Annotated in this window: 12 protein-coding genes; 3 read left to right on the top strand and 9 right to left on the bottom strand. The window is 37.2% G+C overall.

Translation table 11 applies throughout. The annotated features are described in order from the left end of the window. Positions 1-325 precede the first annotated feature (325 nt). Positions 326-763 carry a RidA family protein gene (locus ACP6PL_RS16915; RefSeq protein ID WP_426546430.1) on the top strand — a complete coding sequence of 146 codons (438 nt, stop codon included), beginning with the start codon at positions 326-328 and terminating at the stop codon, positions 761-763. A 1-nt stretch (position 764) separates the two neighbouring features. Here ACP6PL_RS16915 and ACP6PL_RS16910 read toward each other — a convergent pair whose 3' ends face one another. From ACP6PL_RS16910 to ACP6PL_RS16890, 5 genes are all read right to left on the bottom strand, one after another. Continuing rightward, complete coding sequence (locus ACP6PL_RS16910; RefSeq protein ID WP_426546429.1) at positions 765-1,772, bottom strand: zinc-binding dehydrogenase; 1,008 nt, start codon at positions 1,770-1,772, stop codon at positions 765-767. Continuing rightward, positions 1,772-1,936, bottom strand: coding sequence for a hypothetical protein (locus ACP6PL_RS16905; RefSeq protein WP_426546428.1), 165 nt, complete (start codon positions 1,934-1,936; stop codon positions 1,772-1,774). The genes ACP6PL_RS16910 and ACP6PL_RS16905 overlap by 1 nt, the downstream gene beginning before the upstream one ends. A gap of 309 nt (positions 1,937-2,245) precedes the next feature. Further along, a complete protein-coding gene (locus tag ACP6PL_RS16900) occupies positions 2,246-3,019 on the bottom strand; it encodes a DUF4437 domain-containing protein (RefSeq protein WP_426546427.1) in 774 nt (257 codons plus the stop codon). Positions 3,020-3,037: 18 nt separating this feature from the next. Continuing rightward, positions 3,038-3,847, bottom strand: a complete 810-nt coding sequence (locus tag ACP6PL_RS16895) for an alpha/beta fold hydrolase (protein ID WP_426546426.1) — start codon at positions 3,845-3,847, stop codon at positions 3,038-3,040. A 243-nt stretch (positions 3,848-4,090) separates the two neighbouring features. Next, positions 4,091-4,909, bottom strand: coding sequence for an alpha/beta fold hydrolase (locus ACP6PL_RS16890; protein WP_426546425.1), 819 nt, complete (start codon positions 4,907-4,909; stop codon positions 4,091-4,093). 743 nt (positions 4,910-5,652) lie between these two features. Here ACP6PL_RS16890 and ACP6PL_RS16885 point away from each other — a divergent pair. Further along, on the top strand, positions 5,653-7,161 hold the full coding sequence (locus ACP6PL_RS16885; protein ID WP_426546424.1) for an SUMF1/EgtB/PvdO family nonheme iron enzyme: 1,509 nt from the start codon (positions 5,653-5,655) through the stop codon (positions 7,159-7,161). 294 nt (positions 7,162-7,455) lie between these two features. Here the strand turns inward: ACP6PL_RS16885 and ACP6PL_RS16880 are convergent, their stop codons facing one another. From ACP6PL_RS16880 to ACP6PL_RS16865, 4 genes are all read right to left on the bottom strand, one after another. Next, the gene (locus tag ACP6PL_RS16880; RefSeq protein ID WP_426546423.1) at positions 7,456-7,923 is read right to left on the bottom strand and encodes a cupin domain-containing protein; all 468 of its coding nucleotides are present in this window, start codon (positions 7,921-7,923) and stop codon (positions 7,456-7,458) included. Positions 7,924-8,447: 524 nt separating this feature from the next. Beyond that, positions 8,448-10,052, bottom strand: a complete 1,605-nt coding sequence (locus tag ACP6PL_RS16875; protein WP_426546422.1) for a nickel-dependent hydrogenase large subunit — start codon at positions 10,050-10,052, stop codon at positions 8,448-8,450. Between the two features lie 225 nt (positions 10,053-10,277). Then, the gene (locus ACP6PL_RS16870; protein WP_426546421.1) at positions 10,278-11,240 is read right to left on the bottom strand and encodes an NADH-quinone oxidoreductase subunit B family protein; all 963 of its coding nucleotides are present in this window, start codon (positions 11,238-11,240) and stop codon (positions 10,278-10,280) included. A 336-nt stretch (positions 11,241-11,576) separates the two neighbouring features. Beyond that, positions 11,577-11,828, bottom strand: coding sequence for a hypothetical protein (locus ACP6PL_RS16865; protein WP_426546420.1), 252 nt, complete (start codon positions 11,826-11,828; stop codon positions 11,577-11,579). 176 nt (positions 11,829-12,004) lie between these two features. Between ACP6PL_RS16865 and ACP6PL_RS16860 the strand changes: the two genes are divergently transcribed. Further along, positions 12,005-13,120, top strand: coding sequence for a GUN4 domain-containing protein (locus ACP6PL_RS16860; protein WP_426546419.1), 1,116 nt, complete (start codon positions 12,005-12,007; stop codon positions 13,118-13,120). The last annotated feature ends 271 nt before the right edge of the window (positions 13,121-13,391 follow it).

The following is a 13,391-nucleotide window of genomic DNA, read 5'->3' as shown; positions in this document are numbered from 1 at the left end:
TTCTACTGTAATGATTTTGGCTTTATTATAAGTGATCATCCGAACATGATATAAGACTTAAACTAGAGGAACGGATGAGAAATATTATAATTACTAAAATTAATAGTCCATATACAAGCATATTTCTAAAATCCACTTCACGATTATCTTATATATAGGGCTAAAACTAGAGAAACTACTGTAAGCGTGCAAACCAATTTTGTCATCCTTTTATGATAGAGTTCTTAAATTTTTGCCTGAAGATAACTATTTCTGGGGCTAAAACCGGACTCAAAACAAAAACTTGATTATAATTAATTATCTGAACAGTTAAAGGATTTTATCAATGCCAAAACGTGAAGTAATTATTCCCCAAGGAATGGAAATTATATATGAAAAATATCACTATTGTCCTGGAGTTAAAATAGGAAATACATTATATATTTCAGGACAGGTGGGAAGGGATGAAAATTTACAGGTTGTGCAAGGGGTAGAAGAACAATTTATCCAGGCGTTTGAGAATGTTAAAAAAGTTTTGGTGGCTGCTGGAGGTACTTTTGATAATGTTGTAGAAATGGTAACTTATTATGTGACTGGTGCTAATGTAGGGGAATTTTCAGAGTCTCAACAACCGTTTACTATTCCCCATTTAGCATTATTTATGAAGGTAAAAGATCGTTATTTTACTAAAGAATTTCCCACTTGGACTGGAGTAGGAATTACTTCTTTGTCTACTCCAGGATTAATTGTTGAGATTAAGTGTACCGCAGTTGTTGATGATTAGTCTATAATTTCACAATTACTTTACCTTTATTTTTCCCACTAAGTTGATATTCAACAGCTTCGACAATAGAATCTAATCCTCTAAATTCTGTAGGATCGATCGCTACTTTAAGTTGTTTAGTTTGAAACAAATTAAAGAGGCGATCGCAAGCTTCTGTTTGATATTCTCGATAACAAGGCATAAGAAATGCTCTAACTGAGGCAGCTTTCCAAAAGAGTTTATGATAAATTCGAGGTTGATTAATTTGTTCTAAATTATCGCTATATTCGGAGATAAAACCAACTACAACTAAACGCCCCCTCATAGCTAAATTATCAACGCAAGTATCAAACATTTTTCCTCCAACACATTCAAATACTAAATTAATACCTTGGAGGTATTCTTGTTTGAGAACTTGATTAACATTTTCCTGACGATAATTAATAACTCTATCGCAACCTAATTGTTGTAATAATTCTACCTTTTTTGGAGAACCACAGGTACCAATAACATGATTTCCTGCTAGTTTAGCTAATTGTACGGCAATATGTCCTGTTCCTCCAGCAGCAGCAGTGACTAAAACTACTTCTTGACTCGTCATTTCTCCTACTTGTTCTAAAGCTACTAAAGCGGATACTCCCGTAGGCATTAATGTAACAATTTCTGGGGAAACTTCCGGAACTTTAATTACCTCATCTAAACTAACAGTTTGATACTCTCGATATGCCCCTCCTTTAGTAAAAGTTAAAACCCCATCTCCAATCTGAAATTGTTTAATATTATCTCCAATAGCTACCACATTTCCTACTACTTCTACACCCATATCAATCGGTAGTTTTGGATTAAAATAGGGAATTTTTCCTTGAGATAATAAAGTATCAAATCCGGCATTAATCCCTGCGAATTTATTTTTAATTAGAATTTCGTTGCCTTGAGGTTGTTGTAGTTCAGTTTCTACAATTTCCACAGCAGAACGAAAATCAGAGTTAAGGTTTTTAATAACAAGCTTGCGATAAGTTTTCGGTATCATTACCTTAGAAAGTCTTTAACAGCTTCAGCAACTTTTTCAGGAATTTGATTCATCATACAAATAGTTCCTTCTGGAAATTCTACCACTTTAGCGTGGGGAATTGCTTGAGAAAGAAAATTATGGTCTTCCATTTTTGCCAACCCTAATCTTTCAAATTCCTGCATATCATCTATTCCAAAAATAATTAGAGTTTGACATTTAATTTGCTTAAATTTTTATTCTACTTCTAAACAATAATTTACTACTGCCCAAACAGCATATAAAGGATCATCAAAACATTTTAGATCGTCTTTTATAATTCTTGTTTTACCTCCAGAGCAACATCATAATTAGAATGATATCCCTGGACTAAGATTAAAGCCATCTTGAGCAAATTCTACGAGAAATGCTTAATTATTTTCCAGAATTTCAGCCAGTGATTAAAGCAACTTTCATAGGTTTAAAATAGTTAAATTTTAAGTTCAGAGATTAGTTTATTTATTCCAATCCCAAGGATAATATTGCTGTAATGGGGGTTCCCAAGCATGGTAAGAAAGATGAGGATTTCCTCCTCTGACAAAGGCAAAATATCCAGTTTCTGTATAAGCTGGTGCGTGTGAAATCAATGGAGGACGCCAAAAATAGCAACCTGGAGTCATGTGACCTGCTTGTGTAGTTAGACTACCTTGAAGAACAAATTCCTCTTCAGGAATAGGATGATATTCTGCAAAAGGTTCCAAAAACTGCGGTAAACACCCCAAAAGCCAAGTGCTTCTTCCTCCCTGTAATCCTTTGCGTAAAGTTTTTCTCATAGCTCCTGGAGGAAACCCAGGAGTGATAGTAGCAGACCAAGGAATAAGTTGTGAACTGTAGGAGGGAATATATAATTCTCTTTTTGCTCCTGGTAAATCATCTAATGATTGTGTAAAGCAGACCTGACGTTCAGGCATCCACAAAGCTTTAGTGTCTTTTTTAACGCTCCATTTCTCAATACAAACACCTTCTGGAATAAACCCATAAGTATACGGTCCGAGCCGAAGTTGTCCAATTTGGATTTCTCCACTAAGAACAAATATTTCCACATCACAGTTGAAATAACCCGAACTCATATGCCAATCTTGGGTCCATTCAACTAATTCGGTAGACCCACCAGTTTCATAATCAAAACTTAAAATTCGTGTCAGTCCATCTTCTAGAAAACCATCTACGAACCATTTTTTCTCGTTGACATCTGAAGATTGAATAAATTCAATATGATCTCTTGCCATAATATTTTTTCCTTGCACTTATTTATCTAGAAATTTTATTATTATCTCGGATATTTCTTTAAACATTTGATTCATCATACAAATGTTACCTTCTTCCAGTTCAACTACCTCAGTATTAGGAATTAATTGAGTAGCTATCAATCTATCTTCTGCCTTTGCTAAACCTAAATTTTCAAATTGTTTGACATCTTCAAGTCCCCATAAAAGTAAGGTAGGACATTGAATCAAACTCAAGCTTTCTTTAAAATTTAAACAGTAATTTGCTACAGCATAAACAGCATACATTGGATAACCAAAACATTTTAAATCGTCCAATACCCAACGGTGATTTAATTCAGGAGTTCCTACATAGTTAGAACGAGCTAACCACCTTGCTATTAGGTGAGAACCATCTTCCTGAATTTGATAACCTTTGGAATATATTTCTAAGAGCTTTTTCTTTCCTTGTTCGCCGAAATTAGGAAAATTACATAATATCAATTTATTAAGTCGCTCAGAATAAGCAGATGCAACTTCTCCAGCAACAAAAGCCCCTGTATGATTACCTAGAATACTTGCTTTTTTAATATTTAATGTATCTAGAAGTTGGATAACATTTTTGGCATAGTCTTCAATTGAGTACATTCTTGGTGGTTTATCAGAATCACCAAAACCCAAAAAGTCCATAGCAATTAATTGTCTTTTTTGAGCTAAAATACTCATTAATTCTTTATATTCATCGCTACTTCTTGGTTGTTGATGCAGCAAAATTAGTGGTTCACCTTCTCCTCCAATTCGATAATGTATTTGCCCGTCTTCTGTCTCTAAAAATGCTCTCTTTATTTTCATAATATTTAATTTCTCCTCATCTATTTTGTATCTAAAAAATCCATAACAACTAATAATAATAATATAGGATATTCCAAGCTGGTGAGGTACAGTTCTTTCGAGCCCCCCTAACCCCTCTTGATAAGGGGGGAACTGGAAGTCCCCCTTTTTAAGGGGGATTTAGGGGTATCTATTGATGTACCTCACCAGGCTGAAAACTGCTATATAATTCATCAATTAAACTCCTAATAGATTACTTTTTCTTTAATTATCATCTAAAAAATCCATAACAACTGTAGATATTTCTTCTGCCATTTGATTAATCATCCAGAGAGTTCCTCCAGAGATTTCAACTGTTTGACTATGAGGAATTGCTTCAGATAACCAACCTTGATTTTCTGCCTTTACTAAGCCGTATTTGTCTATAGGTTCTAAGGCTTTAGTACCATTACCAACTAAGGTCGGACATTGAATAAGTTTAAATCTTTCTGGAGCCGAGAGACAATATTTACCCAGTGCAAACCCAGGATAGATAGTTCCTCCAAAAGCTTTTAAATCATCTAAAACACAACGGTGATTTAATTCTCCTTTTCCCACATAATTAATCCTCGCTAACCATCTTTCCATTAGATGGGAACCATCTTCTTTAATCGTAAATCCTTGAGTATATCTTTGAGTAATTTTTTCAGCTTCTTCTGCATCAAAACCATGAGTATTACAAAGAATTAATTTATTCAGGCGATCGCCATAAGATACAGCTACTTCTCCAGCAATATAACCCCCTGTTAAACTGCCCAAAATACTACATTTTTGAATTCCTAATTCATCTAACAATAAAATAACAGTTTTAGCATAGTCTGAAATAGAATATTCCCTAGGAGGTTTATCGGAATCTCCTAACCCCATTAAGTCCATAGCAATAACACGATATTTAGGAGCTAAAATTGCCATTAACTCTTTAAATTCATCACTACTTCGAGGAGTCATGGGAAGTAAAACTAGAGGTTCTCCTTCTCCTCCTATGCGGTAAAATATTTGTCCATCTTCTGTATCTAAAAAAGCTTTCTTAATCAGTTGATTCATTTTTGCTTAAGTTCAGTCATGTTAAGAAGCCATAACAATTTTAGTGGCTAAAATTTTTTGGTTAGTGCTTCACTCTATTTATATAGATAAATAGTCTGCTTGATTATAATCTAATCAGATATGCCTCTGTCTTATGAATAATTTCTTTTTGGACATTTCGCCATAAATCTTGCAAGTTCAAACTTTCAACACTCAAATAACGATTAATTCGCGTCCAGGCTCACTTTTTCCATATGATTAGCCAAATTTATTATAGTAAAATTTGTGTGAGATGAGAGTAAATACTGACAGTAGTCAAGATAATTAAAACTCCTGTTTTACAGAGACTAAAGAATAATTTTATTCTCTAGTAATTAAAGATTTTTTCTATTTGGCCTCATTTTTTAGGATATGTCAACTACTTTGGCCTTATTTTTGAGGATATGTCAACTGAACTGTATTTTTCAATTTTGATGAAGCTACTAATTCATAGTAGTTTTCAAATTCGGAGATGTCTATTGTGCATTTTTTTGCACGTCCAGAGGATTCAACAGAATTTTTGTGCATTTTTTTGCACGTCCAGAGAATTCAACAGAATTTTTGGTACAGTGATGCTGAAATTACACACCATATATAGAGGTACTGCGTAAGTCCTTTAGAAGTAAGTTTTAATTTTGAGGCAGAAGGTAATCTTTATATCACTAAAGGAAAGGCTGCTAGGAATTTAAAAATTAAATTAGTTCTGAAACCTAAAAAGTCAAAGAATGATTAATTTAGAAGAATCTATAGTGTTAATTACCAGTGCTACTGACAAAAAAGCAAATGTTATTGGCACTGGATTTGCTTTTTATAGAGAGGATAATTATACTTACTTGCTAACCTGCGCCCATGTTGTTGAGGATATGGGTGGTGAGGAAAATGTATTAGTAAATAATATTTCGGCAGAAGTTTTAGCAAGAGGAGATGTTAAGGGTTTTGATTTAGCAGTGTTGCGAGTTGAAAAGCCGAATATCCCACTTTTGCAGCTAATAAGTTTATCTGAAGCAGAAAATAGAAAGTTTCGGACAGCAGGTTATTATCTCTATGGTGAAGAGAAAAAAGTTATACTGCAAACTGTTGATGGAACTTTAGGGAAAAAGGGTTTTGTCCGTCAAAATTATGAAAAGGTTAGAGCTTGGAATTTGTTAATTAATGAAGGCGATGTAGCTACCCCTAGGCTCCGCCTTTTCCTTTCCTGCAGAATGCTTCCCAATGCTTCGTCAACATTTCGGCGACAGCCGAAACGCCTTCCTCAAGGTTATAGTGGAGCACCTGTAATTGACCTAGAAACTGGTGGTGTGTTGGGAGTGGCTACCAATATGGAGAAAGATAGAGCAGAGGCGTTGGTTATTTCTGTAGAAGCTTTAAACAAGATTTGGTCTGAAATGTCTCCTGTTATTTCTGATTTTTACCTGGAAAAATTTGATGTGATCATAGTAAACAACAAAGGTGAAGAAATTAATCGTCGTTCCCATGAAGCAGTATTTTTTACTGAAGATTTAGGTCAAGGTGTAATGTTGGAAATCGTTTCTATACCTGGAGGAACATTTATTATGGGTTCGCCAGAAAATGAATTAAGGAGACGTGATAATGAAGGTCCTCAACATGAAGTCACTATCCAACCTTTTTCTATGAGCAAATACCCTATTACTCAAGACCAATATCAAGCCATTATGGGTGAAAATCCCTCTCACTTTCAAGGAAGAAACCGTCCAGTAGAAAATATGTCATGGTACAATGCAACAGAATTTTGTCAGAAGCTATCTCAGAAAACTGGGAAAAACTACAGACTACCGAGTGAGAGTCAGTGGGAATATGCTTGTCGTGCGGGTACAACTACACCATTTTATTTTGGAGAAACTATTACTACTGATTTAGTTAACTATAATGGCAACTATACCTATGGCAATTCCTCTAAAGGTATATACCGAAAAGAAACAACGGATGTAGGCAGTTTTCCCGCAAATGCTTTTGGTTTATATGATATGCATGGAAACGTGTGGGAATTGTGCGCTGATGACTGGCATAATCAGTACAAAGGTGTGCCTACTGATGGCAGTGCTTGGCTGGAATTAGATGATAAAAAACAACTGTATGCCTTATTGCGGGGCGCTTCCTGGTTCTTTCTTCCTAATGTCTGCCGTTCTGCGTTTCGCTTCAACTACATTGGCCGTGATAACTGTAGCTACAATGTTGGTTTTCGTATTGTGTGTTCTGGTGGGAGAACTATATGAAGTCAGAAGTTTGAAGTCAGAAGTCAGAAGTTTTTATGAAGTCAAAAGTTAGAAGTTTTTGAAATAGGGAAATGGGAAATCATTGAGTAATCAACAAATTTCAATTCAGGAAATAAAAAAAAGTTTGCAGTGTCTTTGTTTGTAGTTGGGCTTTAGTCCCCTCTTGATTTAGGGCTAAAGCCCAACTAGAAGCGTAATTAATTCTTGCCTCGTCAGGAGGTTTTGGTTTATACTTAAAACTAACTAACAATAAAAGATAAATGATCGCTCGCCTTATATCAACCTAGCAATTACTCAATATTCTCTACCGTCTTTATGAGTAAATTTCCATACACCACTATCAAGTTGGGTAGCTTTAAGGTCATCATTTGGATATTCAACTTGGTCACCAGGAGTGCGATCGCCAATCTCTAAATATTTGACCAAATTATCGGTTTCGTTGACTAGCTGGTGGGCAACTCCCGCCCCAGCTTTGAAACCATAGCAGTCTCCAGGTTTTAGCTGGTGGGCAACTTCACCAATGCGGAGGGTTGGTTCCCCTGCTAAAATATAGATGAATTCATCTTGTTGGGAATGGTGATGCATTAATGCTGATACTGAACCAGGTTCCAGTTCCGTCAAGTTTACACCTAAATTCGTTAGTTCAAAGAATTCACCAAGTTTTCTTTTTGTTCGACCCTTTACTTGGGATGCGAACTGTTCTGGATATCTCGACTGTCCAGCTTTTGCCGGAACTGACAACCCGGAAATAGGTTTTGACATATTTCTAGTATTTCCAGTCACCTAATTATTAATATCATATCCGGATAATTAGTAATAAAAAAGTTTTTGTTTGTAGTTGGGCTTTAGCCCTATACATAGTTCGGGCTGAAGCCCAACTACAAGCTTTAATTATAACTATTCAAACGGACATGATATAATTGTATCAAAATCTAGTAGTGGACTGACACACCTAAAATGTTGCAATAGTAGGGGCGGGTTCCGTGTTAAATTTATGAGTTTTAACAATATTCAGATGAACCCGCCCCCCAATGATGTAATGCACTATTTTAGATATGTCAGCCTAGTAATTAAGTAGGTTGGGTTGAGGAACCGTAGCTTGCGTCCCGTAAGGGTAACCCAACATTTTCACATTTTTTGTTAGATTTCCTTGGGTTTCACTACGTTCTACCCAACCTACAATAATCTTACTTTTAGAGTCACAAAATGGACGCTCGCATTTTTGTTATCCAACGTCCCTTTTTGAACTTATCGCTGACTGCTGATAGCTGAAAGCTGACAGCTACTTATGAAGTTCTAAACCGCGCCAACTCCTCCCCAGTCTTCGCATCATGGGCGTGAACAGTACACACTAAACAAGAATCAAAAGACCGAGCAACATGACCGACTTCCACGGGGTCATTCACATCAGCAATAGGAATACCTACTAACGCCTCCTCAATAGGTCCGCGTACACCTTCAGCATCACGGGGTCCAACATTCCAAGTAGTCGGCGCAATAACCTGATAATTCTTAATCTTGCCACCTTCTATTTCCACCCAATGACAGAGGGAACCACGACTAGCATTAGTAGCACCCCAACCGCGACCGTCTTTTTCTTGAGGCTTAATATACCAAGGATCGCGCAACTGAAACTCCCGCAAACAACGTTCTGTTTCGCGGTATAATTTAGTTAGTTCATGCATTCTGGCAAACACGCGCAAATGTACGTTCGGTCCGCCCATTTTCTTGAACATATCCAAAACTAAACCGTCTTTGTACTGCCAACTTTCCCCATGATCGCCACCTGCTATCAATTCCCGTGCTAAAGCACCAACTTCCATACGACCTAAGTCTTGGTGAGATACAGCAGTTGACCAAGAATAAGCACCATCAAAATCAATATCATTATTAGCAATGGGTACGGTAGTGCGGTCAAAAGGATGTACATCCCCATCACCCTCGTTATACCAAGCGTGGGCAGTATTCTCCCGCGTAAAAGTATGCTCCATCAATTGATGAATATCTGTAGCGCTATCGTAGACACCACTTTTCATAATCATCGCAGCATTCCGACCTTCAATAGTCGGGCGTTGATATTTGTCTTCGTGAGGCAAATATCCCCAACTCATATATTTACCAACACCCGCACCAATTTTATCCAAACCAATATTCAGACCCATGCGCCAATAGAAACCGAGGTCGGAACTAGCATGAGCGGGATTTTCATCTAGCCATTCCATGAAATCTTCATAAGTTTTGATTTGTTCAAACCTCTCAATGGAACAACCCAACCATATCGGCTCCAACCAGTTCGTGCGGAAATATTCCAACATTCCCCAGGCACGAGTAACGTCGGTGAGAGTGGGAGCGCACATGACGCCACCAGGAACCATGAAACTAGAATGAGGCCATTGACCGCCGAATAGAGCGTATATTTCTACAGGTTTTGCAGAAACGGTAATACCTGGTTCGTAGGAAGTACCTGTGAATGCTGCGAAACGCTTACAAGCTTCTTCGTAGAAAGGACTATTTTGGTATTTTTTGTTAGTTAGGTCGATCGCGTATAAACCGTAGAAGAAGCGCGGATGACTTTGGAGTGTTTCCACAAGTTGACCGAGGTTACGAGCAAGGATAGCGTTACGGGGTACTTCTGTTTGCCAAGCTGTATCTAACGCCCAGGATGCACAGGTGAGGTGAGAAGCACCGCAAATTCCACAAATTCTGGGGGTAACAATGAGGCCAGCTTTGGGGTCTTTACCTTTGAGGATGACTTCAAAACCCCGGAACATTTGAGCTTGAGTCCAAGCATTGGTTACATATCCATCTAGAATGTCAACTCTTACGTCTAGGTCGCCTTCAACGCGCCCCACTGGGGAAATGTCTAATGTTTGTACTTTAGTTTGAACCATTTTTTCAGTTATCAGTTATTAGTTATCAGTTTGTGTAGGTTGGGTTGCGCTGTCGCTTAACCCAACAACAATATTAAATATCATTCCAAAGCTCGTAGTAGGGCTTTAGCCCGAAGATAGATAGGGCTGAAGCCCTACTACAAACACAAGCTTTTTTAGCAGAAACTTAGTTGCTTGATAGCCCGAAGATAGATAGGGCTGAAGCCCTACTACAAACACAAGCTTTTAAACTGTAAAGAAGTCTTCCTCTGCCCATTCTGGAGTTGAATCTTTCGCAACCATAGTTAGCAAAGCATAATCTTTACGGTTAACTCCTGTTGGTAATTCTTTGGGAACACCCATAACTGTTTGAGTCTTAAATACCGTTCCTGGCATGAGATCGTGGAATGGAAATTCTGGCTCCGTACAACCTAAACATGGCATTCCCGCGCGAGTCTTGGAAGAAACTCGGTTCCACAAAATGCGGTTACAGGAAGAACGAGTCATCGGTCCGCGACAACCCAAGTCATAAAATAGACATCCTTGACGCTGCCCAAAATCTGAGGTCGAAGCTTTGTAAGCAAAGTGAACGTTGCGAGTACAACCCGTTTGAGTGAAGCTTTTGAAAAATGTTTCGGGGCGGTGAAATTCGTCTAAGGTAATGTCATCGAGTCTGCCAGTGGCAACCGCTACCAATATTTGCGAAATCCAATCTGGGTGAGCGGGGCAACCAGGAATATTGATAACCGGATATCCAGCTTTACTCTTGAAGTCTTCTCCTAAAAATCCGCCTTTTTTCCGTTTCAGAAATTGCAAACCTTCAGAATCACTGGGGTTTGGTGACATTGCCGGAATACCACCATAAGTAGCGCAGTCTCCCACCGCAACAACGAAACCTGCAACTTCCGATAATTCTTGTACCCAATCTTTCATCGGGCGATCGGCAAAACGGTTCCATTCTCCCGTACCATTGGGCGCGTTAATTATAGTTCCTTCGTATACTAATATATCTAAATGTATTTTTCCCGAAATACAATCTTTTAATAATTGTTGGACGTTTGTACCAAGTTCAAATCCTAAAGAAGGATGCCAGAGTACATTAATGCCGAAGTCTGTGATTAGGTCACAAATATTTGGTTCTTCAGCATTGAGAAATGATATAGTATTGCCAGAACAGGCTCCACCTTGAAGCCATAGTAGATTTATCATTCTCCCGAATTCTCCTCTCTGTTATCTGAAGTTGAGATGGGATTGACGATAGAATTTGTTGCACCCTACTTCAACCTTTATGAAATTATAAAGGATAGATAATGATGACTTGGTTTTTATTTACGAATTTTTTATTATTAATTAATTGTTACTTTTGTTAAGAATTTTGTTGTTTTTGATACTTTATTTTCAAGATTTTATTGCTAAGAAAATCTTGAAAAAATCTAAAATTAAGTTATGTGAGATTTATCTAAAACTTAGAGGATGTTTGAAAAGATTTAGATCCCCCCTAGCTGCCCTTTTCAAAGGGGTAAATACAACATAAAGTCCCCCTTATTAAGGGGTATTTAGGGGGATCAATGACTTCTCAAACAACCTCTTAATTAAATTTCTACACTGATCGGCAAAACGTTGAACAAAGTGATCGCGAGCTTCAATACTGACGTTAGCAAAATAACTAGAAATTTCATCTAAAATTGCGAATAGATGATATTCATATAACTTTTGATATTGTCTTAAATTTTCAACTGTACATAAAGGAATATTTATTATTTCAGACTTTAACTCCCTTGTTTCAATATTGAGCAAGTCTTTGTTTATAGTTGGGCTTTAGCCCTAAATAAAGACTGGGCTAAAGCCCAACTACAAGCCTAATTAAATTTTTCCTTGTGCCATATTGTCTAACAGCTTCTTTTTGTATTACACTGTCATACCATCATATAATGCTTAAATATACCTATAGCCAATATATCTATTAGAGTTAAATGAGTTCATCTCTAGAAGAATCTATTGTTTTAATTAGTAGTAGTAAAAAAGCAAATGTTATTGGAACTGGATTTGCTTTTTATAAGGTAGATAATTATACTTATTTACTGACCTGCGCCCATGTTGTTGAGGGTGTGGGTGGTGAGGAAAATTTATTGGTTAATAATATTCCCGCAAAAGTTGTTGCCACAGGAGATGTTAATGGTTTTGATTTAGCAGTTTTAGGAGTTGAAAAGCTGAGTATCCCACTTTTCCAGCTAATAAGTTTATCCGAAGCAGAAAATCAAAAGTTTCGGATAGCAGGTCATTATCTCTATGGTGAAAATAAAAACGTTATGCTGGAAACTGTTGATGGAACTATAGGGAAAAAGCGTTTCGCTCGCCAAAATAATGAGACGGTGATAGCTTGGAATTTGTTAATTAATGAAGGCGAGCGCCTTCGTAAAGGTTATAGTGGCGCACCTGTAGTTGACCTGAGCGATCGTGTTTTGGGTGTAGCTACCAATATGGAAAATGAAGGAGCAGAGGGGTTAGCTATTTCGGTAGAAGCTTTGAATAAAATTTGGCCTGAAATTCCTGTTGCTATTTCTCAACAGCTTAAACTTAAATCAGAACCATTGCCCGAAGTTGAACTCAAGTCAGATGTTGGTTGTGACTATACTGAGTTAAAGAAATTGTTGAGTGAGGGAGAATGGAAAGAAGCAGATGAGAAAACAGCTCGTTGTATGTTGCAAGTTGCAGGGCGAGAAAAGGAAGGTTGGTTGAGAGTAGAAGATATAGATAAATTTCCTTGTATAGACCTCCGCACAATTGACCAACTTTGGGTAAAATATAGTGATGGTAAATTTGGCTTTTCTGTGCAAAAGGAAATTTATCAGAGTTTAGGCGGTACGAGAAAGTATAATGAGAAAGTATGGAAAGCTTTTGGTAACAAAGTTGAATGGCGTAAAGGAGAAAAATGGTTGTATTACTCTAAGTTAACTTTTAGCTTAGATAAGCATTATGTGGGACATTTTCCCTTTTGGTTGGTTTTTTTGGTTTACCGTGGTAGCTGGTGGTTTGGTCGTGGTGTTGATTGTCCTCTCTTCTCTTGCACAGAGAGGTGTAGACTATAATATATAGGCGTTTGAGTTTCCTTATCAGTTATCAGTTTTTACAACCTATTTCTCTCTCTAGACATCATTAAAAAATTGCGTTATCACTCTTGTTTTAAGGTACTTCTACTTTTCTATTCAACCTGCTAGAATTTCCTTTGACAAAGGTAGCAATTTTTAACTCCATAACCAGAAAAATAAAATAGTAAAATATAATCGTTATTCCGGTCAGATCAAATACGGCTGAAAACTGGTCATTGCGACGATAGGAAGCAATCTCGCGCAACCTTTG

The sequence above is a fragment of the Dapis purpurea BLCC-M126 genome, assembly GCF_050015975.1.
Classification (GTDB): Bacteria; Cyanobacteriota; Cyanobacteriia; order Cyanobacteriales; family Microcoleaceae; genus Trichodesmium.
This window is presented reverse-complemented; position numbering and strand designations above follow the sequence as displayed.

What these genes read in the sequence shown, in the direction of transcription:
- ACP6PL_RS16910 (WP_426546429.1), bottom strand. Translation starts at nt 1,772, where the DNA reads ATGATACCGAAAACTTATCGCAAGCTTGTTATTAAAAACCTTAACTCT.
- ACP6PL_RS16860 (WP_426546419.1), top strand. Translation starts at nt 12,005, where the DNA reads ATGAGTTCATCTCTAGAAGAATCTATTGTTTTAATTAGTAGTAGTAAA.
- ACP6PL_RS16915 (WP_426546430.1), top strand. Translation starts at nt 326, where the DNA reads ATGCCAAAACGTGAAGTAATTATTCCCCAAGGAATGGAAATTATATAT.
- ACP6PL_RS16890 (WP_426546425.1), bottom strand. Translation starts at nt 4,909, where the DNA reads ATGAATCAACTGATTAAGAAAGCTTTTTTAGATACAGAAGATGGACAA.
- ACP6PL_RS16905 (WP_426546428.1), bottom strand. Translation starts at nt 1,936, where the DNA reads ATGCAGGAATTTGAAAGATTAGGGTTGGCAAAAATGGAAGACCATAAT.
- ACP6PL_RS16870 (WP_426546421.1), bottom strand. Translation starts at nt 11,240, where the DNA reads ATGATAAATCTACTATGGCTTCAAGGTGGAGCCTGTTCTGGCAATACT.
- ACP6PL_RS16875 (WP_426546422.1), bottom strand. Translation starts at nt 10,052, where the DNA reads ATGGTTCAAACTAAAGTACAAACATTAGACATTTCCCCAGTGGGGCGC.
- ACP6PL_RS16880 (WP_426546423.1), bottom strand. Translation starts at nt 7,923, where the DNA reads ATGTCAAAACCTATTTCCGGGTTGTCAGTTCCGGCAAAAGCTGGACAG.
- ACP6PL_RS16885 (WP_426546424.1), top strand. Translation starts at nt 5,653, where the DNA reads ATGATTAATTTAGAAGAATCTATAGTGTTAATTACCAGTGCTACTGAC.
- ACP6PL_RS16895 (WP_426546426.1), bottom strand. Translation starts at nt 3,847, where the DNA reads ATGAAAATAAAGAGAGCATTTTTAGAGACAGAAGACGGGCAAATACAT.
- ACP6PL_RS16900 (WP_426546427.1), bottom strand. Translation starts at nt 3,019, where the DNA reads ATGGCAAGAGATCATATTGAATTTATTCAATCTTCAGATGTCAACGAG.